Source organism: Shewanella sp. SW24, from assembly GCF_025653395.1.
GTDB lineage: Bacteria > Pseudomonadota > Gammaproteobacteria > Enterobacterales > Shewanellaceae > Shewanella > Shewanella oncorhynchi.
Genome location: NZ_JAKKSH010000001.1, coordinates 312849 through 332576, shown reverse-complemented (window position 1 = coordinate 332576; position 19728 = coordinate 312849). Strand labels below are relative to the sequence as shown.

Sequence of the window (19728 nt, the reverse complement as noted above, 5' to 3'; positions counted from 1 at the left end):
TGAGCAAAATCACCTTTACCTAAATCAACAAAGTTCAAAGCAGAAAAACGATGGGGAAAACACTAGACGACTGAGGCATTAAACAAGCTTGAGAACTAACGACTTGCGGCATGATCTACGCGGCGCCACGCAAAATACAAAGCGCAGGCACTGGTTAATAACCATAATCCCACCCAAATCCACGCGGGGATCCAAGAACGCTCGGCCAACATCACTGCATCACCTTGACCATCAAGCCCGAGCAACACAGTCGGACTCGCAAGTGCATTAAGCATGATCATCAAGCCAATAATACGCAAAAACTGAGTCAACATTTTGTTTTGACTGAGTTTAAGCGGTAACAATAAAATAATAGTCAGCACAGCTAAAATCGCTAACGTGAGAATATCCCTGCCCCAAAGCAAGCCGCTTAGCACAACTAAGGCACCTAGCAAGGCAAAACTCACGCGGATCCCCTTTGGCCAAGTCGCTAATAAATAGATTAAATATCCCCAACAGGCTGCACCAAAATACCCAGCAAAGCCAATAAACATCGGCGAGCCACCTTGGCTAAAACAAAATCCGGCGCCGTTCGGAAACAACTGAATATGGCTGACCACGCCTGAGCTTAAAATCGTTGCAATGCCGTGGGACAATTCATGGAAATAGCTTTCAAGCCATTTAAACGGCACGCTCAAATAGGGAATGCGAGTTATCAATAAAGCTAAAACTAACTCGATAATAAACAAACCACGGCTTGGCACACCGCTTGTGGCTAAGCCTGTCAGTTTAGAAGAGGAAAATCGCGAGGTTGAACGGGAAGACGTTTTTTGATGCTCAAGCATACAAGTCCACACCCACCATTTGCTGAATTTCATCGCGTTTGGCGGCATGTTGGGTTTGTAAATATTGGGCAATCGCTTCCTGATGGCCGCGAGTATCTTGCTCATACTCGAGGTGCGCACCAAGCCTTGACTGTAAATTTCCCGCTACGTTTTTACTTTTAGGCTGAGTTTCTAAACTAAGGGTTTCGACGGCATCTTGCTCAATCACTGGGCGTGACGATTCAGGCGCAGTCAGCCCCTGAGCGATAGCGGGTCTATTACTCGCTACAGCATTCGTCAAACTCATTTGATTCACATTAACTTGCATCAAGAAGCCTTAAGTTTGCACTATTCATCGTTAAGCCATTCATCGTAAAGAATGCTTAGTATCAGTTGCCTGAGATTCTATCGCAGATACTCAAGCAAAGAACAGCTTATTCACGGCCGGGTAACTTTTTCCATGTGACTGTATCACGTAAGTACACAGGTTCAAGCTCATCAACCGAGGTTGTCAGTCCTGCTTTGATGCCTGCTTCAGCCAATATCAGCATAGCCTTTGCATCGGGATATTTCACGGCCTCGAGAGCTAAAATCCCCTTGCCGAGTGCCAGCAAATCGGGATAAGCATCAAAACCTGTGCCGCAGCCCACAATTGGCGCTTGAGTATCGAGCTGAAGTTGTACGTCCGCAGGCGCACTGACCACTTCTTTACCGACAAGCGTTGCAATACCGTCAACGGCCACAAACTGGCCCCAATACACTTCCCCCATGCGCGCATCAATGGCGCACAAAACTTGCTCGGCTTGATGCTGGCTAATCGCCATTTGTGCCATTGCCGCTAAGGTTGAAATACCAATCACAGGCAAATCTAACCCCAGTGCCAGACCTTGCGTCATGCTAGTGCAGATACGGATCCCCGTAAAACTGCCAGGGCCTCGTCCGTAAGCAATCGCAGTCACTTTATCTAAGCGAATGCCCGCTTGCTTGAGCACTGAATCGACCATAGGCAGCAGACGTTGACTGTGTTCACGCGGTGCATCGGCAAGTTCAGCATAAATCTGACCTTGGTATTGCAGCGCAGCTGAGCAGGATTCGGTACAAGTGTCTAAGGCAAGAATACAAGCAGAGTGTTCATGTGTTATTGTCATTTCAAAACCGGATTAGCGGGCAAGATTTCGCATCAAATTTACATAATCTGTATTGCGCGAATATGCCATGAGAAAACTGGCGCAAATAATAACATCAAATGCCCGAAAACAAAGGGCTAAGCAAGCAACTCCGCTAAAATAGCGCTCGCATGATATTCAGTCGCAAATCTGGACGAGATGAATTTATGTGATCTAAGTCAATGATCAATAAACTCATTAATGAATATAGCTCGCTTGGGGAAACTTTTTCAACTTTGATTGTCAGAGCAAAAAAGCAAGGGGCGAATTTATCCCTTGCCATTCCCTTAGTATTGTACGATTGCTTTAACCCGCCTTCGATAAGGACATTTCATGTTAAACACGCCTCCATTGCGTCGCTTAAGACGCTTACGTAATTCAGAAGCAATGCGCGATCTGCTGCGCGAAACCCATATTTCGCTGAGCGATCTTATCCATCCCCTGTTCATTGAAGAGCACATCACCCATGCAGTGCCTATCTCCACGCTACCTGGCATCAGCCGTTTACCTGAGAGCGCACTGGCGGATGAAGTTCGCGAGCTTTACGCCCTTGGGATCCGCTATGTAATGCCCTTTGGGATTTCCCACACTAAAGATGATAAGGGCAGCGATACGTGGGACGACAATGGTTTACTCGCCCGTATGGTGCGCACCATTAAAGCTACCGTGCCTGAGATGATGGTAATCCCCGACATTTGTTTTTGTGAATACACAGATCACGGCCATTGCGGCGTCGTACACAATAATGAAGTCTGCAACGACCTCACAGTCGAAAATTTAGTTAAACAATCAGTCACTGCTGCTAGAGCGGGCGCCGATATGTTAGCACCATCGGCCATGATGGACGGTCAAGTGAAAGCCATTCGCCAAGGGCTCGATGCCGCAGGTTTTGAACATGTGGCGATTCTGGCCCACTCAGCAAAATTCGCCTCTTCCTTCTACGGTCCTTTTAGAGCGGCGGTAGATTGTGAACTCAGCGGAAATCGCAAGGGATATCAACTGGATTATGCTAATGGTCGTCAAGCCCTGTTAGAAGCCTCATTAGATGAAGCCGAAGGCGCCGATATCCTGATGGTTAAACCCGGCACACCCTACTTAGATGTGCTCAACCGTTTAAGACAAGAAACCCACTTACCACTCGCCGCCTATCAAGTCGGCGGTGAATATGCGGGCATTAAATTTGCCGCCCTTGCGGGCGCGTTGGATGAGCGTGCGGTGGTGACTGAAACGTTTATCGGCTTAAAGCGGGCGGGTGCAGATTTGATTGTCAGCTATTACACCAAACAATACGCCCAATGGTTAACTGAAAGCCGATAGTTGCGTCGGTAGCTAATCAAAAGTTACGCTAATCGTTAAACCGATAGCTAAGCGGCTTGTTAAGAGAACAACTAGGTTTTGCACTTTAGAAACCCCATAAAAAAACGCCACCTTATATCGGTGGCGTTTTTGTATTTAACATCCTATTCAATTAAGCCTTCTGCAATCTTGCAAACAAGGCTTTCACTTTTTCCACTTTAGGACGCACCACCATCTGACAATAGGGCTGCTCACCGTGTAAAGCGAAGTAGTCGTTGTGATAATTTTCAGCGGGATAAAAAGTATCAAACGCTGAAACTTGGGTCACTATCGGCGCATCAAAAACCTTGGCTGCTGCTAACTGAGTCAGCATAGCGGTAGTTTGCTCTATCTGCTCAGCATTATGGGTAAACACCACGGAACGATATTGTGGCCCCTTATCATTACCTTGACGATTAAGCGTGGTCGGATCATGGCTCTCAAAAAAGACCTGTAATAGCGTCGTAAAATCAATTTCCTCAGGGTTGAACTCGATATGCACAACCTCAGCATGGCCGGTTTGGCCCGAGCAAACAGATTTATAATCGGCATCATGGGCTTCGCCGCCGACATAACCAGAAGTAACATTCACCACGCCCTTTAGGCTTTTAAAAATCGCTTCGACGCACCAAAAACACCCTGCACCAAAAGTCGCAAAGTGATTCGGTGCTGGTTCAACAGCATCATCCATCCCTTTGAAAACCATAGAAACTGAGTTAACACAGTGACGGATATTGTTAGGTGTTAACATTTCACCTTCAAAGACATGCCCCAAGTGACCGCCGCACTGGCTACAAACAATTTCAGTTCTGCGGCCGTCGGCGTCTATGTGGCGGGTTACAGCGCCGGCAATTTCATCATCGAAGGCTGGCCAGCCACAATGGGCATTAAATTTATGCTCAGAACGATACAAGGGGGCATGGCATTTTTTGCATAAATACAAACCCTTAGCATCGTGTTCATAATACTCACCACTAAAGGGGCGTTCAGTGCCTTTCTCTTCGATAACATAGCGTTCAAAATCGGTCAGTTTATTCATATTAATGCCCTTTCGACTCACGTCGTTGTGTATTTCGATATTCTTTGATTAAGAAGCTGATTTATAAGGAAGCCAACATAAGACCCACTCCAAGTAAGATTTCTTGCACTCGGCTTCAAAATGCGGCTGACATCAATCCAATCACAACAAATCTAATGCCCATACTAACGGATTTAGTGACTAAAATCTTACCACTCAAGTAACTACTAATATAAGTGCTCATATTAAGTACTCATATAAGCGACTGCATAAATGACGGAAAATACGGCAGTTGATCCAGATCACAGTCGCTGAGTATTTGCACCCACATCAGCGCACGGCTACACTTGCAGCGGGTCAAATTACAACTAAATATAACAAGTAGAAACCAAAATGAAATTAGAAACCATTGATTACCGCGCTGAAAACAGTGCCCAGCAATTCGTTGAATCACTTCGGGAAACTGGCTTTGGTGTTTTATCTAATCATCCGATTGATAAGCGCTTAGTTGAAGACATCTACACCGAGTGGCAAGCCTTTTTTAATTCAGAAGCCAAAAACGACTATATGTTTAAAAAAGAAACCCACGACGGTTTCTTCCCTGCGTCGATTTCTGAAACCGCCAAAGGCAACACAGTCAAAGACATTAAAGAGTACTACCACGTGTACCCTTGGGGCCGTATCCCCGATTCACTGCGTGCCAATATTCTCGCCTATTACGATAAAGCCAACGCACTGGCTGCAGAACTATTAGAGTGGATCGAAACATACTCACCAGAAGACGTAAAAGCCAAGTTTTCGATGCCATTGCCAGAAATGATCGCCAACAGCCAAAAAACCTTGCTGCGCATTCTGCATTACCCGCCGATGACGGGCAGTGAAGAAATGGGCGCCATTCGCGCCGCGGCACATGAAGATATCAACCTTATCACAGTATTACCTGCTGCCAATGAGCCTGGATTGCAAGTGAAAGCCAAAGATGGCACTTGGTTAGATGTTCCAAGCGATTTTGGCAACATTATTATCAATATCGGTGACATGTTACAGGAAGCCTCTGGCGGCTATTTCCCATCAACGTCACACCGCGTCATCAATCCTGAAGGTACGGATAAAACCAAGTCACGGATCTCTTTGCCGTTATTTTTACATCCAAACCCTGCTGTAGTGCTATCGGATCGTTATACCGCCGACAGTTATCTGATGGAAAGATTGCGCGAACTCGGGGTAATCTAAGCCTTAATTCAGCCTATTAATCCAAGTAACAATCGCAAGAGACAGTTAAGGATTAAGCGATTAAAGCGCCTTAGGGCGCTTTTTTTATGACATTCGCCACCTTCAAGGTAGAATAGCCGTTCTTTAAGTTATTTAGGACAAGGCGTTATCATGGCAATTCAGTGGTATCCGGGGCATATGCACAAGGCACGCAAGGAGATTGAAGAGGCAATGCCTCAGGTCGATCTTGTTATCGAAGTGCTGGACGCGCGTATTCCCTACAGTAGCGAAAACCCCATGGTGGCTCAGCTTCGAGGCGACAAACCTTGTATCAAACTGCTCAATAAATCTGATCTGGCCGATCCAGAGATCACCGCACAATGGATTGAATACTTAGAGCGTGAGCAAGGCGTCAAAGCCACGGCGATCACAACGCTGCAAGCGGCAATGGTGAAAAAAATCCCTGATCTCTGCCGTAAGCTAGTGCCAAGTCGCGATAAAACCGAAAAAGACATTCGCACTATGATCATGGGAATACCCAACGTTGGGAAATCTACCATCATCAATACCTTAGCTGGCCGTGTTATCGCCAAAACCGGTAACGAACCTGCGGTAACCAAAACCCAGCAACGGATCAATTTACGTAACGGTATCGTGCTGTCGGATACCCCAGGTATTTTATGGCCCAAAGTGGATAACGAAGCGAGCAGCTATCGCCTTGCCGTCACTGGTGCCATTAAAGATACGGCGATGGAATATGAAGATGTGGCCCTGTTCGCCGCCAAGTATTTCTTAACCGCTTATCCAAAAGAGATTTGTGAGCGCTATAACTTAAGTGAATTACCAAAGGATGATGTCGCACTTCTCGAGGAAATCGGTCGTAAACGTGGTGCGCTGCGTCCCGGTGGTCGCATCGATATGCACAAGGCATCAGAGTTATTACTGCATGAATATCGCTCGGGGAAAATAGGCTTACTCTCGCTAGAAACACCTGCGATGGCAGAGCTTGAAAAGATTGAAGTCGCCCGTATCATGGCCGAAAAAGAAGCCGAGAAAGAAGCCAAACTGGCAGCAGAGAGACTTAAACGTTCAGGCAAACGTCATAACGACTAGTCAGCCCGCCACTCTGCATTTGGAATATAAGGCGCAGAGTTTGTTAAAGACAAGACGCTGATGACTTTTATATTCCAGCTTATGGCGCTCATTCATCAAGTTTAAAGTTAAAGCCAGTATATTGAATATACTGGCTTTTTTATTATCAGAAACGGAACTTTCGCGTTAAAAAACACTTTACGCCAATGACTTCTGCGTGCCTGATATAAGCTCTCAATATCCGCCAGTCATCATCCTCTTGGCACAATACACCAAGGAGCCATCTTGGATTTGACTGCACAGCAAAGGTGCTTTAGTCGCGGGATAGATCTACCACTTCTTTCAAGTTTTCTAATGGTACCCACCCTGATTCTTCACTGACAGCTTTTATACACCATACCCAGCCATTCAACATTCGTGTGCCAATGAGTTGTCCCCCTTCATGCACATTAAGTTCTCTTGCCGTATAGTCCTCAAGCGCCAGCCCGTTGGAATTTTTTAGGCGCTGAATCACTTGACCAGGAACCCAACCAGCATCTTGCCCTGGCGTAGTGCAAAGGAACCAGAGATCCCAGCCTTCAGGACCTGCATATTTTTCTCCAACGGTAAGAGGATCACCTTTTTTGAACGTAATGGGGTTAGGAAACTCACTTTCATGTGGATTGACAACGATATATTTCTTAGTAGTCATGTATTCAGTTAACCTTTTGATAAATATTAGTAAAAAATTAACTTTATTGGCTTATTAAAGCACGCCTAATTAACGCTCGGTTTGAGTGAAACTTATCAGTTTTCTATCAGACATACTATCCGACAACACACGCATGCACAGTTTTCAAACTAATTATCAGCATAAAAAAACTGTAATATTTTGATTTTAAATACGATGACAATAAACTGCATTATGAGTAGGAAAATGCCCGTTAGCGTAATATGAAGGTATATTCAGTTAGCCAAAAACCGCGCCAATTTGCACGCGGTTTTCAATGGGAATTAACAGCAAGCTAATGAATAATTACAACTTTTTAACTTATTTTAAGGTCTTCCAAAACATGATCTGCTGCCTGGAATGCCAACGCTGCCAAAGTGAGGGTTGGATTACCCGTTGCAACCGTTGGAAACACTCCGCTACCGACTAAAAACAGATTGCTATGATCCCAAGATTGCTGACGAGGATTCACCACCGACGTATCTCTGCAGTCCCCCATTCGATACGTCCCCACAATGTGTCCAGCACCGTAAAACGTAAAATTATGGCCCTGATATTCAAAATTATTCGACGTTACTTGACTCTTATCACCATAAAATACCGGCGCAGGCGGAGCCTTGGTATATTCCCGCGCATCAAGGGCGTCAAAGAGTTTTGTCGAAATATCTTTAGCCGACACGAACGCATTGCGCACATAATCCTCGCGTACACGATAGGTTAATTTGGGGCGAGGCAAACCTAAGTTATCTTTCAGCGTCTCCGACAACTCGACACGGTTTTCCGGATCAGGTAATTGTTCAATTAAATAGCCCATACGAATTTGCCGTGTGTAAATACCATTCAAGGTATTCACCAGTGAGGCACCAAATAAAGCGCTATTCGCAGACATGGCGGGATCAAACCGTAATGGAATCCCCTGCTGATTGACAGAATCCCCATTTAATTGCGAATTATTTTGCCCAAATACAAAATCAGCTAAGGTCGTGAATGGATCGTTCGCAGCCCACTGCCAACCTTCATTACCGATTTCAATACGATAGGCGGCACGGTCTTTACGAAAGGCGCCATCGCGTAAACTTTCGATACCCGCAGTAGATAAAGGCCCTCGAAAACCATAGACAGGATCTTTCGCCAGACCCCAGGCCAAATACATAATGTGATCCATCAAATTACGCCCCACTTGATCGCTATGGTTGGCGACGCCGTTCGGACAGGCTTTATTACGTTTAGACATGAGCAATAATTTTGGCGTCTCAATCGCGTGAGCTGCAATCACATATTTTTTACCCGTAACGGTACCGCCGCCCGTCGCTATCCCCCCGTGAGTTTGATAGGTCACATAATCAATACCAACAACATCCTTTGTGTTTTCATCCACTTGAACATTTGTCGCGACGTGCCGATAAAACACATCAACATTACCGGTTTGCAATGCTCGCCCGAGCGTCACAGTAGCATCGTATTTGGCTTGGATTGGGCAAATAGGAATACAATTTGTATTCCCCGCACATTGACGGCGTTCACCCGGTAATGAATTGCGCCCCTGAGGAGTTGGCGTAACCGACAATTGAATATTGTCATACACCATATCGCTCACCGCTTGTTCATATTGTAGATCGACTAAAGATGAAACAATGCCAGGCATGGGATAATCGTAATTCGCGCCATAAACGCCATCCGGTGAAACATTAAATCCGCGATAGAGCTGATCCATCGCCTCTTTGTCACCGGCGACGCCAATCTCATTGGTCGCCTGTTCATAGTAAGGAACCAGCGCTTGGTAAAATTGTTTTCCACCGGGCCAATCCACGCCCTGCTTATACTGGGTTTGCAACTCAAAATCATTGGGCAATAAATGCAAACTGGTTCCTAGCCAATGCCAAGTTGTGCCGCCGCCAATACGCTCATAGGAACTAGCAAAAGCAAACTTTGCTTCAGGGCTGTCAGGTTTCAAATGTTCAGGCTGCGGCGTGTAGTCGAAATAACATTGCTTTGGATTACGCCATGCGCCAATTTGCAACACGGTATAACGCGGCACATTTTCCTTCGCAGGATCAGGCAGCCCGAGTGGATTATCCGCCGTCGATGCCGCTGGATTTTGCGTGGTTGGAGGATAAGGTGACTCAGGTGTTTTAGCATTGGCTTTAAAAAAGGTTTCCATGTAACCACTGCGGTCAACAGGCACTTCCTGCCCTGCTTCGAGGATTAATACTTTTTTCCCCGCCATCCCCAGTTGATAAGCCATGATAGAACCGGCAATACCTGATCCCACAATAATGACATCGTAATTGGTTTGAGTGCTCATACAGCACCTCCTTGATGACCCGTATATGCCGACAGTGCAGCGGGTGTTTTTGCCCAATAGCCATAGCGATAATTTGAATCCCCCATCGGATGAGCCTGCATAACTTGCCAAACTAGACCTGTGGTATAACTTTTTGCCGAAATCATATCGCTAACCGTGGTTTCCGGCTCTGTATCCGTCGCGGGAATAATGGTTGGCCATGCACCTGAGTACCACATAAAAATCAATTTACGACAGGCCAACACAAAATTAGCCCCGTTGTCTGGCGCCAGCATTTGCGTGCCAATTTGTTGATCTGATAATTGCTGCGCTTTTAACGCCGCAAATTTTTGCAGAATAGTTGTAACTAAAGTTAGGTCCTTCGATTCTTCGGTTATTTTTTGCGTAAACACGGCTAAGTATTCGGATTTAATATCCACGGGATCCAATGTCGGGGCAATAATACTGGTAGCAAAGCCGGTTAATACCGCGCTCAAACCAATAAAATTATTCATAGTATCGGCAGTCGCGCCTGTAATATCAGTCATGATGAGTTCCTTTCGTAAATTATTGCGCGCGTTGCAGCAAGTAAGTGAAATCAGCAAAATTACCGTTAGTGGTTGCCGCATTATTGTGACAAGCCATACAGCTACTTGATGTTTGCTTTACCGAACCTTGGATATAAGTTTCGAGCGTGGTGTTCGCTAAAAATGAGGGAGCAGGCACGCCCGTTGGATCGGTGGGATTTTTAGCATCGGTAGGCCATTGCGTACTGACCAATTCGTAATTCATCCATACCGATCCCGGCACTACAGCGTCGAGTGCAGCGTGATAACTGGCATTTAAGGCTTTAGCGTCGGCAGTGATAGGAATGACGCGTTCCACTTGAGTTGGTTTAGTGTGCGGGTTTGCCGGATCCCACGGGCGTGCTGGTGGTTCATTCACTTTGCAGTCAGTACATTTAGCATCGTAAAAATTATATGCCGACAATGATGCTGACTCACCTTGGGTTGGCGCGTTAGCGACATGCTCAAAGGTAGACCAAATCCATTGTGGTTCACCCATGGTTTTGTGAGCAATGTGAAACCCCACTAGACCGACTTGTTCAAGCGCACACGCGGGCTTGACCCCGTGTTGCTCTTCGGGATTGTTATAAACAAGCGCGTAAGTTGTATAGTAATTCGTCGAATCAAACTTGCCGCCCATTTTTATCCATGAGGCTTTAAGCATGATAGAACCTACCTGCCCGGTTTTACTGTCGCTCGCGGTAAAGTCGACATCGGCAGTAAACTGTTTCTGACCTTTTTTACTGTAGAGGTTATTGTCCAAAATAAAATTGAACATGGTTTCATTGGTTAATATTTCATAACGGGTATAAAGCCCGTTTTGATCAATCAATGGACCCGTTGTAAAAGGCTCACCACTTTCATCCAACACATTCGGGGTCTTCCCTACTTGCGTTAAATAAATAGTCCCTTCAGGAATGGACTTTGGATCAATACTTTTGCAAACATCCGGCACATTATTGGACTGATCCCACCCAGGTGGTTTTACGCCATCGGGTAAAAAAATCTCCCGGCTTTCCTTCCAATGCAGCCACACGACTGGCTGGTTAGTTTTTTGCCCAATGGTAGACATAGTATTGGGTGTGCCATCGGCATTTGCTGGCCAGTTAAGTGCAATAAACGATTGCCAAGAAAAATCATCAAAATCATGTTGCAGGCTTTCGAGTGAGACCGGGGATTTTGCTGTGATTTCCAGCGGCATAACAGGGCTTAACGTGGGTAGCGTTATAGCTGCTTTTGTCTCTACTGGTGCTTCTGCATGTACAGCAGCACTCATACACAAAAAAAGCGTACTATAGCTAAAAGATTTGATAGACATGAAATTAACTCTCCTTGTTATTGGGATTTATTCAATGCTTAAAACGTTTACAACTCCACTTTCTTTAACGACTTAAAATCAGGGCTTTCACAACACCCGCCACTGCAGGCGTGATGGCACGATACAAATAGCGTACAAGACTTGACCTCAACCAAATCCCAATAAATGGGTTTCGATATTTAAATTGAAGTTTGCTGTTTTGATCGCAGTCTCTGGCTTACTGAGCCAGTCTGAACAGATTGATTGATACGGATAAATATTAACGTCTTTCATTGAAATTCCTTTTCATGATTGCGTTTTATCACGATACCTTGAGCCTAGATAATCCATTGAGGATCACCTCACATGAAACCTAGTTATCTCAGTGGAAGGGTTAAGCACTCCTGTGTTCCCGTAGTGAAAATAATTCTATGCTGCAGAAAGAAAAGTAACCTTCTGAAAATATTCCATGTTAAAAGATTGTTTACGTTTCACTTATTGTCAAGCGTGAGGCAGGAGGTTTATTTTATTTGCAAAAAAGCCCGCCGCACGACGATAACAGCAGTAAAAGCATAATGTGATATCAAGAGTTCAACATTGATCTGAAGTCTGCGAGGACCAAGCGTGGACAGTGCTCCAATACTGACTAAGCGATCGTAGAATCGGTCGCAGCTACGCGCGACCTATTCTTATTTGGTTGCCATTGATTCAACAATATCTGTTAACGTTTGGAAGATTTCGACTCATTTTCATCATTAGATTCTGTAAAGAGTCACTCAGCATCTGATTATATGGCCCTGCTAATGACTTTATAAACACTTTGACTGAAACAGAACACAACCGGTTCTTACTGTTGAAACAGGAAATCTATTTTCTTGTACTGACGAAAACTCTAAGATTAAAAATGATGCCATTTGGGGATGCTTTGACCTACTTAGGTAGCCCTGTGAAATATGATCATATCGTTCCACTTGCTTCCCACAATTGAGCCGCAGTGTACCTTCACAAACTTGTTATTCACCGATGTTTGTGCCCATAACCAATACATTTATACCTTTATAATTCACTTGTTCTATAGGCTTAAACCCATGATGTAAGTACAAACCTCCAGTTAAATCTTCTGTTTGAAGATATAATTTTTTCACGCCTATTTTATGTGCTAGCGATATTATCTCTTTCACAAGTTTTGAGGCGACACCCTGTCCCCTAGCCTGCTGAGTGACGTAAACACCACCAAGCCAAAATTCAAATTCTGGGTAAATGTCCATTTCTCGAATTTTTAGCTCTGCTGAGCCTGCAAGAACACCATTTACTTTTCCAATGATCAGAATAGGCGCAGTATCTCGATTTATTGATGCAGAGACTTTTTCAACGACTTCCTCCTTGGTATAACTACCATTGTCTTGGCACCATTCGTTGAAATACCAACTCGCTACCGTGTCTATCGCAGAGGGATTATCGGCAAGTAATGAAATTTCCATATATGTCCTTAGATGTACAACGATTTGATTTTCTTTATGAACAACATCTTACCAACTTAACCTTGCAAGGCAAGCAGCCCACAACCATTGATGTTTGTAGTCAAACTATACTGATATCTATTAATGACTTTATGATGATGTTTACTTTGCTGTGGCTTTATTGAAAGTTCGGACTGGCATGACTTCTAGGTTGAAAGTAACCTCATCACATTAGCTTTTTTATAGCCACAACTTTAATCGCTTCTGTTGCTAAACCAGCTAGCTGTTTTGAAACTTCACGACCTTTGTAAATTGACGTTGTGTCTTTTGCGATTGGAACAGAATAATGAATATCGTGAGCAAGATTATTTAGATACTCGCGGCCACCACCTTCATAATTTTGCAGTTCCTGACCATTGAGCTGGATCATATAGCTATAGCCAAATGCACTCATGTTGCAATTTGCATTCAAGTACAAGCGACCTTCATGCTCCAAAAAGAACCATACTCGGTTTTCAGAATCCATTACTTTCATCGTCATCTCGCATAAGGGGATTTACCCGAACTTATCATAAAACCCAAACCGTAAATGGAAATACGCATCTCAACGGAACTTTTCGGTTAATTGATCTAATAAAGCTTCCATACTCTGCTCGAGGAGATCGAGCACTAGTTCAAAACCCTGTGCGCCGCCATAGTAAGGATCTGGTACTTCCGTTATTTGCGTATCAACATAGGACAACATTAACTGTAACTTGTGTTGATACTCAACCGGACAACGGCTAAGCAGATCCGCCAAATTGGCATTATCCGCAGCTAGAATTAAATCAAAATGCTCAAAATCAGCATTCACCACCTGCCGTGCCCGCATGCCCTCGAAACTAAAACCCCGCTTTTTACCAGCCTCAATAGCGCGGCTATCGGGCTTATCCCCTTGGTGATAACCAATAGTACCCGCCGAATCCACCTCAATATTAAGCCTGCGCTCAGCAATCTTAAAACGACAAACCGCCTCTGCCGTCGGTGAGCGACAAATATTACCCATACAAACCATCAATATTCGCCGTACACTTTGATTTTTTAACATGAATACCTCATAGCTTAGTATTATCAATAATTTATCTAATGTGCTTAAACCTAGATGTAAACTTAATATGATAAGCAGCTTAATACATTAATTATTTACCTATAAATACAAAATGTTAAACCTAGAAATACAAAATATTCTTACGCCAAACCATTATCAGAAATAAAATGCGCGCTACGATCCGAAAGTTAAGGGTGTCACCTCAGCTAAAATATTCCCCTTGAGCCATATACATACCAAGCACGCACAAAATTTAACCTAACCCGTAAAATATACGATAAACAGCACAGAAACAAATTAGCCTCCTTGCTAAGGATTTTTTATCGACTAGGTTTATATGTCAGAGTACGGTTTAAAATAAAACTGAATGTTCACCGCATACTCGCTCAAATAAAAAATACACCACAAAGTACAAGAAGAGGAAAAGTAAAATGGATTTTATTGAACGAATCGATGTTCTATCAAAACGCATCCCTCAAATTGCTAATAGCCTTCAAACTGAGGAAGCGACTAAGAATGCCTTAGTCATGCCATTTTTGCATACAGTTCTAGGATATGATGTTTTTAATCCTAGCGAAGTTGTCCCAGAATTTACGGCAGATACTATAGGTAAAAAAGGTGAGAAAGTTGACTACGCATTAATTAAGGAAGGTGAAGTGCAAATCCTTATTGAATGCAAAAAGTACAATGAAAAGCTGTCCATAAAGCATGCGTCACAACTATTTCGTTATTTTTCTGTCACCAACGCACGCTTAGCTATTCTTACAAACGGTACTGAATATCAATTTTATACCGATCTAGATGCTCCTAACAAAATGGATGAAAAACCATTTCTGATCTTAGATCTTGAAAATATTGATGAACACTTAATTCCTGAAGTTAAAAAGCTGACTAAAAACTCGTTCGACGTTAACTCAATAGTCAGCGCGGCAGGAGAACTAAAATACTTGAGTCAGATAAAACGTATTATTAGTGAGCAATTTAAAGAACCTGAAGAAGAGTTTATTCGCTTTTGTGCCTCAAGGGCTTATGATGGGGTTCTTACACCTAAAGTAAAACATCAATTTGCTGAAATTACTCATAAAGCACTAAGACAATTTCTCAACGACAGCATTAATGAACGTTTAAAATCCGCTATTGGCAATGATAAACCAACTGATGAAAACAAAAATTTAATCGATACCCCAATCCCATCCAATGATGAAAAAATTAAAGTAGTTACTACTGAAGAAGAAATTGACGGTTTCAATGTGATAAAAGCTATATTGAGGCAAAAAATAGAAGTTAATCGAATCATCGCAAGGGATACCCAAAGTTACTTTGGCATACTATTGGATGATAATAACCGAAAACCCTTATGCCGCTTACACTTCAATGCTAAACAAAAGTATCTAGGATTAGTGGATGAAAATAAAAATGAAACTCGTCATCCTATTAACTCTGTAGATGATATTTTTAATTTCAGTGAACAACTATTATCGACAGTCGCCTATTACGAATAACACTATCAAAATATCAATTGCGCATTACTCAGCGTAAAGACTAATGCGCAATTTGATTTACTAGGTACGGCTACTCAGTTTCAACATCGGTTCTTACCCGTAAAAAACTGGCAAACCGCGGTAAACCGTTAACGGTAAGACCAAGATATTTATAGGTAATGATAGTGCCCACTGCGGGGGGATGTTGGCGCTCTGCGAGACTAAAACCTGTGCCAATACTAAAAATTCGGCCGTCTGGCGTTTGCACTTTTAATGCGCCCATCTGCCCTGCAAATTGACCTTTACCAGGGATATAAGCGATAACAGTAGCTTCAGCATCATAATAAGGTTTTAGCTTCATCAAATGAGGATTGCGGCCACTGATATAAGTCGCGGAACTGCGATGCAGCATCAAGCCTTCGGCGCCTTTTGCAACTAAGGCATCGAGTTTTTGATACAGGGCTTCAAGGCTTTCTACTTGGAACTGCACTATGACTTCAAGATAATTCGATTTGCCACTCAGTTCAGTCAGCGCAAATTGATAGCGATGCTGAAAGTCGCCACCCGCCTTGGGGACATCGAACACCATAAATCGCACTTTGCGCCAATCATCATCCTTAGCTGAGGTTTGTCGAACAAGACTGGACATTGCTTCAAACTGACCTCGCCCAAGCCATAATTCACCATCGAGGGGATAATTCGGAAAATTCGCAGTAAACCAAATGGGTGTGGCAATGGTATTCCCCTGCCGAGTAAATAATTCCTTGCCATTCCAGTAACCTCGAACCCCGTCGAGTTTCTCACTAATCAAAAAATTTTGAACATTAATATCTTGCGAAGTTCGAGTCGCATCAAACTCGGTAGCAAGTTGTATGGCAGGTGGTGAGGTTTGTGCGTTAACCGAAAGAGTTAAACCGCAAAGTAAAAGCAAGCTGAGCTTAAAAATACTAAAACGGATGAACTGATTAAATGTTAAATTTCGTAACGGGTTAGTATGAGTCATTCCCTTGCCCACGCTGCAATATATCCTTCATCAAGCTTAGGCCGCACGGCTAAAGTTGCACTAAAATAACCGCAAAAGTCACTAAGTTAACAACGAATGTTGATGATCAAATTTGCTCAGTTAATTGTTTATGCACTTTTCATCTCAGGCTATACTGCGGCCAAATTTATGACTCAGTCAAATGTTAACAAAGACAACAGTAGGATTTATCCACCCTGTTTTGAATGAGCAGAACCTCAGCGCTTTGTCGCTAACGTCAATTGGAAACACTATGAAACCAGCCAATAATCACGGTATTAAGCGCATATTCAGAGCGACGGGATTTTCGATGAAGGGCCTAAAGGCCGCTTGGATCCACGAAGCCGCCTTCAGACAGGAATTAATCTTGACGATAGTCATGTTACCCGTAGCCTTATGGGTTGATATCAGCACTATTGAACGCCTTATGCTGATTTTCACGTTGTTTATCGTGTTGATTGTTGAGCTATTAAACTCGGCGATTGAAGCTGTGGTTGACCGTGTCGGCAGTGAAATACACCCGTTAAGTGGCCAAGCCAAGGACATTGCCTCGGCTGCCGTCTTTATGAGTCTTGCACTTTGTGGATTAACTTGGCTGGTTGTATTAACGCCGCTAGTGCTTTAATTCTTAGTTTCTAAACCGTCGCATGAACAACCATTGAGCCATCGTCCCTTAAAAAGTCGATGGCTTGTTTGATCTGGGCTAAGCGGTCATTCTCAGCCCAATACGCAAGATACACATTTCGTGAAATGGCATTCGCGCCGCTGACGAGATGCAATTCGCCGCCGCGCAATGCATGTTGCACTAGATGCTCAGGTAAAAATGCGCAGCCGCCATTATTCAAGATGAAATCTAACGCAATACGTGCTGAACTCGTGTGCAGCGTTGGCACAGGCAGCGAGGCATATTCCTGCGCGTGAACAATATTGAACGCCGTACCCCAATCGACTTTTACATATTGCCCCGGCACAACCGCTTTTACCGTTTGACCTTTTAAGCTCGACACCAACAACAAATTAATTTGCCCCAGTTGCACTATCTCAAATTGATCAAGCTTTGGCGGATCGAATGAAATCGCAATATCGAGGGTACGGTCCATTAGCTGACGCGTCATTGCATTCGCGGGTAGCACTTCGGTGCGCAACGCCACGCCAGGTAAACCGACATGCAATCCCTGTAAATAACCTTGCAAATAAGCGTCCCAAATATTCGGCCCTGCACCAATGGCAAGCTGTGTTGTCTGTAACTGGCTGAGGGAAACATCTTGCTTAGCCCGCTCCCATGCTGTTAACACCGCTTCGGCATGACCAAGCATACGTTCGCCTGCTGGCGTGGGCTGAATATTATTACGTTGCCGTTCAAATAAGGCGACACCCAAAATGCTCTCAAGCTGTTTCACCCTAAAGCTCACAGCGCTTCGGGTGAGGTAAAGATTCTCAGCCGCTTTACCAAAATGGCGAGTACGGGAGACTTCGAGAAAGGTTTTTAGTAAATCGGTATCCATAAAAATTCTTGACCAACATAGGCAAATTTTTTTGATTTATAAATCAATAATACTAGCCAATACTCCAGTTGCAAATCTTTGTATATCAAAAACTAGAGGGTATCTGCCATGTCTGAACAGTCTTTTTTTAACGCTAACAAGGGTTCTGAGACGTTTAACGGCTCAGTTGCTGCCAGTTTTGTCTCTCAAAAACGTTTCTACGACGATGCTAATTTCCCCAAAGGCTTTAAACGAAGCGGCGATTTTACCAATAAAGAAGCTGAACTCCTTGAATTGCATGGTCATGCGATGAAGAATTTAGCGGAAGGAAAAACGCTGCCTTGCACCTCTGATGAAGCCCAATTTGTGGAAGTCGCCAAAGGAAATATCGCCCCCAGTAGCTTGTTAGAGCAGATCTGGGTAAAGTATCGCAGGCTCGCCATGGGGAAACCCTTTTATGCCGTGGTTGGTACAGTGCATTTGCCTGCAACCAAGCCCGAGATAGAAATAGAGGCTGAGGCTGTATTTGATATTGAAGATGATGTTCAGGATGAACCTGAACCCGAGGATAAAGAATGAAGATTAAGGTTTGCTACTAAATGCGTGGTTGGATTTTATATAAAGAAACCGCGACTCAGCTAAAACCTGAATGGTATGAAATTGAGCGTCTACTGGCGGCAGCAAAAGCCGATAACATAGAGTTGGAAGTTTACGCACCTGATGAATTTGATCTGACTGTCACCAGAGAAGATAACAAGAGTATTTTATTGAATGGGCAAGCCGTCGAGCTGCCCGATTTTATCATTCCGCGAATGGGCTCAGGCACGACCTACTTTGCTTTAGCCATTATTCGTCACTTAGAAAGATTAGGGGTATATTGCCTCAATCCATCTAAAGCCATTGAAATCGTTAAAGACAAGTTATTCTCCCAACAATTGTTGGCCGAGAAAAATCTGCCTACGCCTAAAACCATGTTGGTTAAGTTCCCCGTCGATATCGCCCTCGTAGAACGTCATCTCGGTTTTCCTGTGGTGATAAAAACACTTTCTGGCTCACAGGGCAGTGGTGTGTTTTTATCCCATAAGGCGCGTGAATTTGACGATTTAATGCAGTTGATTGAGGCGACCAATAAAAACGCTAACATCATTCTGCAAGAGTTTATCGCTAACAGTCATGGGCGCGATCTACGCGTATTCACTATTGGTGGTCGTGTGGCGGGTTGCTATGAAAGACGTGGTCAAGAAGACAGCTTCAAAGCCAATGTCAGTGCCGGTGGTTCAGCGCGTCCATTTCAGATCACTCCTGAAATTGAATGGCTTGCCACCCAAACAGCCAATATCCTCGATCTTGATGTTGCAGGTATCGATTTATTGTTTGATAACGGCCATTACAAAATTTGTGAGGCTAACTCATCTCCAGGGTTTGAGGGCTTAGAGTCCTGTTTGAATGTGGATATTGCCGCGCAAATTTTGCATTTTATTCGCATCCGTTTAGGCATGTTTAATAAAGATGAACCAAGTAGCCCAAAAATCGTGGCTGATAGCGTAGAGGCTGAGACTTCTACCCCGTCACCTCTATCGTCCTCTATCGAGACGAAATAGAAGTACTAGGACATATCAATATCTAGCGGGATCGTACCGCTAGATATTCTCAATATCGATGATTCTCCACCATGTTTGTGTCTATATCCATTTGTATCTCGCCCCATCCAAC

Annotated in this window: 21 protein-coding genes; 7 read left to right on the top strand and 14 right to left on the bottom strand. The window is 43.9% G+C overall.

The genetic code is table 11. The features are described 5' to 3' along the window. Window positions 1-95: 95 nt before the first annotated feature. From L5M17_RS01525 to tsaB, 3 genes are all read right to left on the bottom strand, one after another. On the bottom strand, window positions 96-824 hold the full coding sequence (locus tag L5M17_RS01525) for a M50 family metallopeptidase (protein WP_263144722.1): 729 nt from the start codon (window positions 822-824) through the stop codon (window positions 96-98). Then, window positions 817-1131 carry a hypothetical protein gene (locus tag L5M17_RS01520; protein ID WP_263144719.1) on the bottom strand — a complete coding sequence of 105 codons (315 nt, stop codon included), beginning with the start codon at window positions 1129-1131 and terminating at the stop codon, window positions 817-819. Before L5M17_RS01520 ends, L5M17_RS01525 begins: the two co-directional genes overlap by 8 nt. A gap of 106 nt (window positions 1132-1237) precedes the next feature. Then, on the bottom strand, window positions 1238-1951 hold the full coding sequence (gene tsaB, locus L5M17_RS01515) for a tRNA (adenosine(37)-N6)-threonylcarbamoyltransferase complex dimerization subunit type 1 TsaB (RefSeq protein ID WP_263144716.1): 714 nt from the start codon (window positions 1949-1951) through the stop codon (window positions 1238-1240). A 351-nt stretch (window positions 1952-2302) separates the two neighbouring features. Between tsaB and hemB the strand changes: the two genes are divergently transcribed. Beyond that, the gene (hemB, locus tag L5M17_RS01510; protein WP_263144714.1) at window positions 2303-3286 is read left to right on the top strand and encodes a porphobilinogen synthase; all 984 of its coding nucleotides are present in this window, start codon (window positions 2303-2305) and stop codon (window positions 3284-3286) included. A 151-nt stretch (window positions 3287-3437) separates the two neighbouring features. On the opposite strand, the gene L5M17_RS01505 is transcribed toward hemB, so the two are convergent. After that, window positions 3438-4343: a bifunctional methionine sulfoxide reductase B/A protein gene (locus L5M17_RS01505; protein WP_263144711.1), complete on the bottom strand. Its 906-nt coding sequence runs from the start codon at window positions 4341-4343 to the stop codon at window positions 3438-3440. A 372-nt stretch (window positions 4344-4715) separates the two neighbouring features. Here L5M17_RS01505 and L5M17_RS01500 point away from each other — a divergent pair, with 372 nt between their 5' ends. Next, window positions 4716-5555 carry an isopenicillin N synthase family dioxygenase gene (locus L5M17_RS01500; RefSeq protein WP_113939512.1) on the top strand — a complete coding sequence of 280 codons (840 nt, stop codon included), beginning with the start codon at window positions 4716-4718 and terminating at the stop codon, window positions 5553-5555. 150 nt (window positions 5556-5705) lie between these two features. Next, entirely contained in the window at window positions 5706-6647 is a 942-nt protein-coding gene (gene ylqF / locus L5M17_RS01495; RefSeq protein ID WP_011919190.1) for a ribosome biogenesis GTPase YlqF, read from the top strand. 292 nt (window positions 6648-6939) lie between these two features. Here ylqF and L5M17_RS01490 read toward each other — a convergent pair whose 3' ends face one another. The 8 genes from L5M17_RS01490 to L5M17_RS01455 form a co-directional block, all read right to left on the bottom strand. Then, a complete protein-coding gene (locus L5M17_RS01490; RefSeq protein WP_263144707.1) occupies window positions 6940-7317 on the bottom strand; it encodes an SH3 domain-containing protein in 378 nt (125 codons plus the stop codon). Window positions 7318-7651: 334 nt separating this feature from the next. Beyond that, window positions 7652-9640, bottom strand: a complete 1989-nt coding sequence (locus L5M17_RS01485) for a GMC family oxidoreductase (protein ID WP_173245285.1) — start codon at window positions 9638-9640, stop codon at window positions 7652-7654. Next, entirely contained in the window at window positions 9637-10167 is a 531-nt protein-coding gene (locus L5M17_RS01480) for a hypothetical protein (protein ID WP_263144703.1), read from the bottom strand. Before L5M17_RS01480 ends, L5M17_RS01485 begins: the two co-directional genes overlap by 4 nt. A gap of 19 nt (window positions 10168-10186) precedes the next feature. Continuing rightward, window positions 10187-11503, bottom strand: coding sequence for a hypothetical protein (locus tag L5M17_RS01475; RefSeq protein ID WP_263144701.1), 1317 nt, complete (start codon window positions 11501-11503; stop codon window positions 10187-10189). 147 nt (window positions 11504-11650) lie between these two features. Further along, complete coding sequence (locus L5M17_RS01470; RefSeq protein WP_263144698.1) at window positions 11651-11776, bottom strand: hypothetical protein; 126 nt, start codon at window positions 11774-11776, stop codon at window positions 11651-11653. A 719-nt stretch (window positions 11777-12495) separates the two neighbouring features. Next, a complete protein-coding gene (locus tag L5M17_RS01465; RefSeq protein ID WP_028760209.1) occupies window positions 12496-12963 on the bottom strand; it encodes a GNAT family N-acetyltransferase in 468 nt (155 codons plus the stop codon). A 205-nt stretch (window positions 12964-13168) separates the two neighbouring features. Beyond that, window positions 13169-13477, bottom strand: a complete 309-nt coding sequence (locus tag L5M17_RS01460) for a hypothetical protein (RefSeq protein ID WP_263144696.1) — start codon at window positions 13475-13477, stop codon at window positions 13169-13171. Between the two features lie 69 nt (window positions 13478-13546). Then, on the bottom strand, window positions 13547-14029 hold the full coding sequence (locus L5M17_RS01455) for a low molecular weight protein-tyrosine-phosphatase (RefSeq protein WP_263144693.1): 483 nt from the start codon (window positions 14027-14029) through the stop codon (window positions 13547-13549). A 431-nt stretch (window positions 14030-14460) separates the two neighbouring features. On the opposite strand from L5M17_RS01455, the gene L5M17_RS01450 reads away from it, so the two are divergent. After that, on the top strand, window positions 14461-15531 hold the full coding sequence (locus L5M17_RS01450; protein ID WP_263144690.1) for a type I restriction endonuclease: 1071 nt from the start codon (window positions 14461-14463) through the stop codon (window positions 15529-15531). A gap of 70 nt (window positions 15532-15601) precedes the next feature. Here the strand turns inward: L5M17_RS01450 and L5M17_RS01445 are convergent, their stop codons facing one another. Then, window positions 15602-16513, bottom strand: coding sequence for a DNA ligase (locus L5M17_RS01445; protein ID WP_263144687.1), 912 nt, complete (start codon window positions 16511-16513; stop codon window positions 15602-15604). Window positions 16514-16784: 271 nt separating this feature from the next. On the opposite strand from L5M17_RS01445, the gene L5M17_RS01440 reads away from it, so the two are divergent. Beyond that, window positions 16785-17156 (top strand): diacylglycerol kinase, encoded by a 372-nt coding sequence (locus tag L5M17_RS01440; RefSeq protein ID WP_028760259.1) that lies wholly within the window; start codon window positions 16785-16787, stop codon window positions 17154-17156. A gap of 10 nt (window positions 17157-17166) precedes the next feature. Here L5M17_RS01440 and hdfR read toward each other — a convergent pair whose 3' ends face one another. Then, window positions 17167-18036, bottom strand: coding sequence for an HTH-type transcriptional regulator HdfR (hdfR, locus tag L5M17_RS01435; RefSeq protein WP_212599819.1), 870 nt, complete (start codon window positions 18034-18036; stop codon window positions 17167-17169). Between the two features lie 108 nt (window positions 18037-18144). On the opposite strand from hdfR, the gene L5M17_RS01430 reads away from it, so the two are divergent. Both L5M17_RS01430 and L5M17_RS01425 read left to right on the top strand, forming a co-directional pair. Then, window positions 18145-18594: a DUF413 domain-containing protein gene (locus tag L5M17_RS01430; protein WP_028760261.1), complete on the top strand. Its 450-nt coding sequence runs from the start codon at window positions 18145-18147 to the stop codon at window positions 18592-18594. A 20-nt stretch (window positions 18595-18614) separates the two neighbouring features. Then, window positions 18615-19616, top strand: coding sequence for a RimK family alpha-L-glutamate ligase (locus tag L5M17_RS01425; protein ID WP_113941500.1), 1002 nt, complete (start codon window positions 18615-18617; stop codon window positions 19614-19616). Window positions 19617-19728 lie beyond the last annotated feature (112 nt).

Bases quoted from the DNA above. Each gene is read 5' to 3' on its own strand.
- L5M17_RS01525 (WP_263144722.1), bottom strand. From the start codon at position 824: ATGCTTGAGCATCAAAAAACGTCTTCCCGTTCAACCTCGCGATTTTCC.
- L5M17_RS01520 (WP_263144719.1), bottom strand. From the start codon at position 1,131: ATGCAAGTTAATGTGAATCAAATGAGTTTGACGAATGCTGTAGCGAGT.
- tsaB (WP_263144716.1), bottom strand. From the start codon at position 1,951: ATGACAATAACACATGAACACTCTGCTTGTATTCTTGCCTTAGACACT.
- hemB (WP_263144714.1), top strand. From the start codon at position 2,303: ATGTTAAACACGCCTCCATTGCGTCGCTTAAGACGCTTACGTAATTCA.
- L5M17_RS01505 (WP_263144711.1), bottom strand. From the start codon at position 4,343: ATGAATAAACTGACCGATTTTGAACGCTATGTTATCGAAGAGAAAGGC.
- L5M17_RS01500 (WP_113939512.1), top strand. From the start codon at position 4,716: ATGAAATTAGAAACCATTGATTACCGCGCTGAAAACAGTGCCCAGCAA.
- ylqF (WP_011919190.1), top strand. From the start codon at position 5,706: ATGGCAATTCAGTGGTATCCGGGGCATATGCACAAGGCACGCAAGGAG.
- L5M17_RS01490 (WP_263144707.1), bottom strand. From the start codon at position 7,317: ATGACTACTAAGAAATATATCGTTGTCAATCCACATGAAAGTGAGTTT.
- L5M17_RS01485 (WP_173245285.1), bottom strand. From the start codon at position 9,640: ATGAGCACTCAAACCAATTACGATGTCATTATTGTGGGATCAGGTATT.
- L5M17_RS01480 (WP_263144703.1), bottom strand. From the start codon at position 10,167: ATGACTGATATTACAGGCGCGACTGCCGATACTATGAATAATTTTATT.
- L5M17_RS01475 (WP_263144701.1), bottom strand. From the start codon at position 11,503: ATGTCTATCAAATCTTTTAGCTATAGTACGCTTTTTTTGTGTATGAGT.
- L5M17_RS01470 (WP_263144698.1), bottom strand. From the start codon at position 11,776: ATGAAAGACGTTAATATTTATCCGTATCAATCAATCTGTTCAGACTGG.
- L5M17_RS01465 (WP_028760209.1), bottom strand. From the start codon at position 12,963: ATGGAAATTTCATTACTTGCCGATAATCCCTCTGCGATAGACACGGTA.
- L5M17_RS01460 (WP_263144696.1), bottom strand. From the start codon at position 13,477: ATGAAAGTAATGGATTCTGAAAACCGAGTATGGTTCTTTTTGGAGCAT.
- L5M17_RS01455 (WP_263144693.1), bottom strand. From the start codon at position 14,029: ATGTTAAAAAATCAAAGTGTACGGCGAATATTGATGGTTTGTATGGGT.
- L5M17_RS01450 (WP_263144690.1), top strand. From the start codon at position 14,461: ATGGATTTTATTGAACGAATCGATGTTCTATCAAAACGCATCCCTCAA.
- L5M17_RS01445 (WP_263144687.1), bottom strand. From the start codon at position 16,513: ATGACTCATACTAACCCGTTACGAAATTTAACATTTAATCAGTTCATC.
- L5M17_RS01440 (WP_028760259.1), top strand. From the start codon at position 16,785: ATGAAACCAGCCAATAATCACGGTATTAAGCGCATATTCAGAGCGACG.
- hdfR (WP_212599819.1), bottom strand. From the start codon at position 18,036: ATGGATACCGATTTACTAAAAACCTTTCTCGAAGTCTCCCGTACTCGC.
- L5M17_RS01430 (WP_028760261.1), top strand. From the start codon at position 18,145: ATGTCTGAACAGTCTTTTTTTAACGCTAACAAGGGTTCTGAGACGTTT.
- L5M17_RS01425 (WP_113941500.1), top strand. From the start codon at position 18,615: ATGCGTGGTTGGATTTTATATAAAGAAACCGCGACTCAGCTAAAACCT.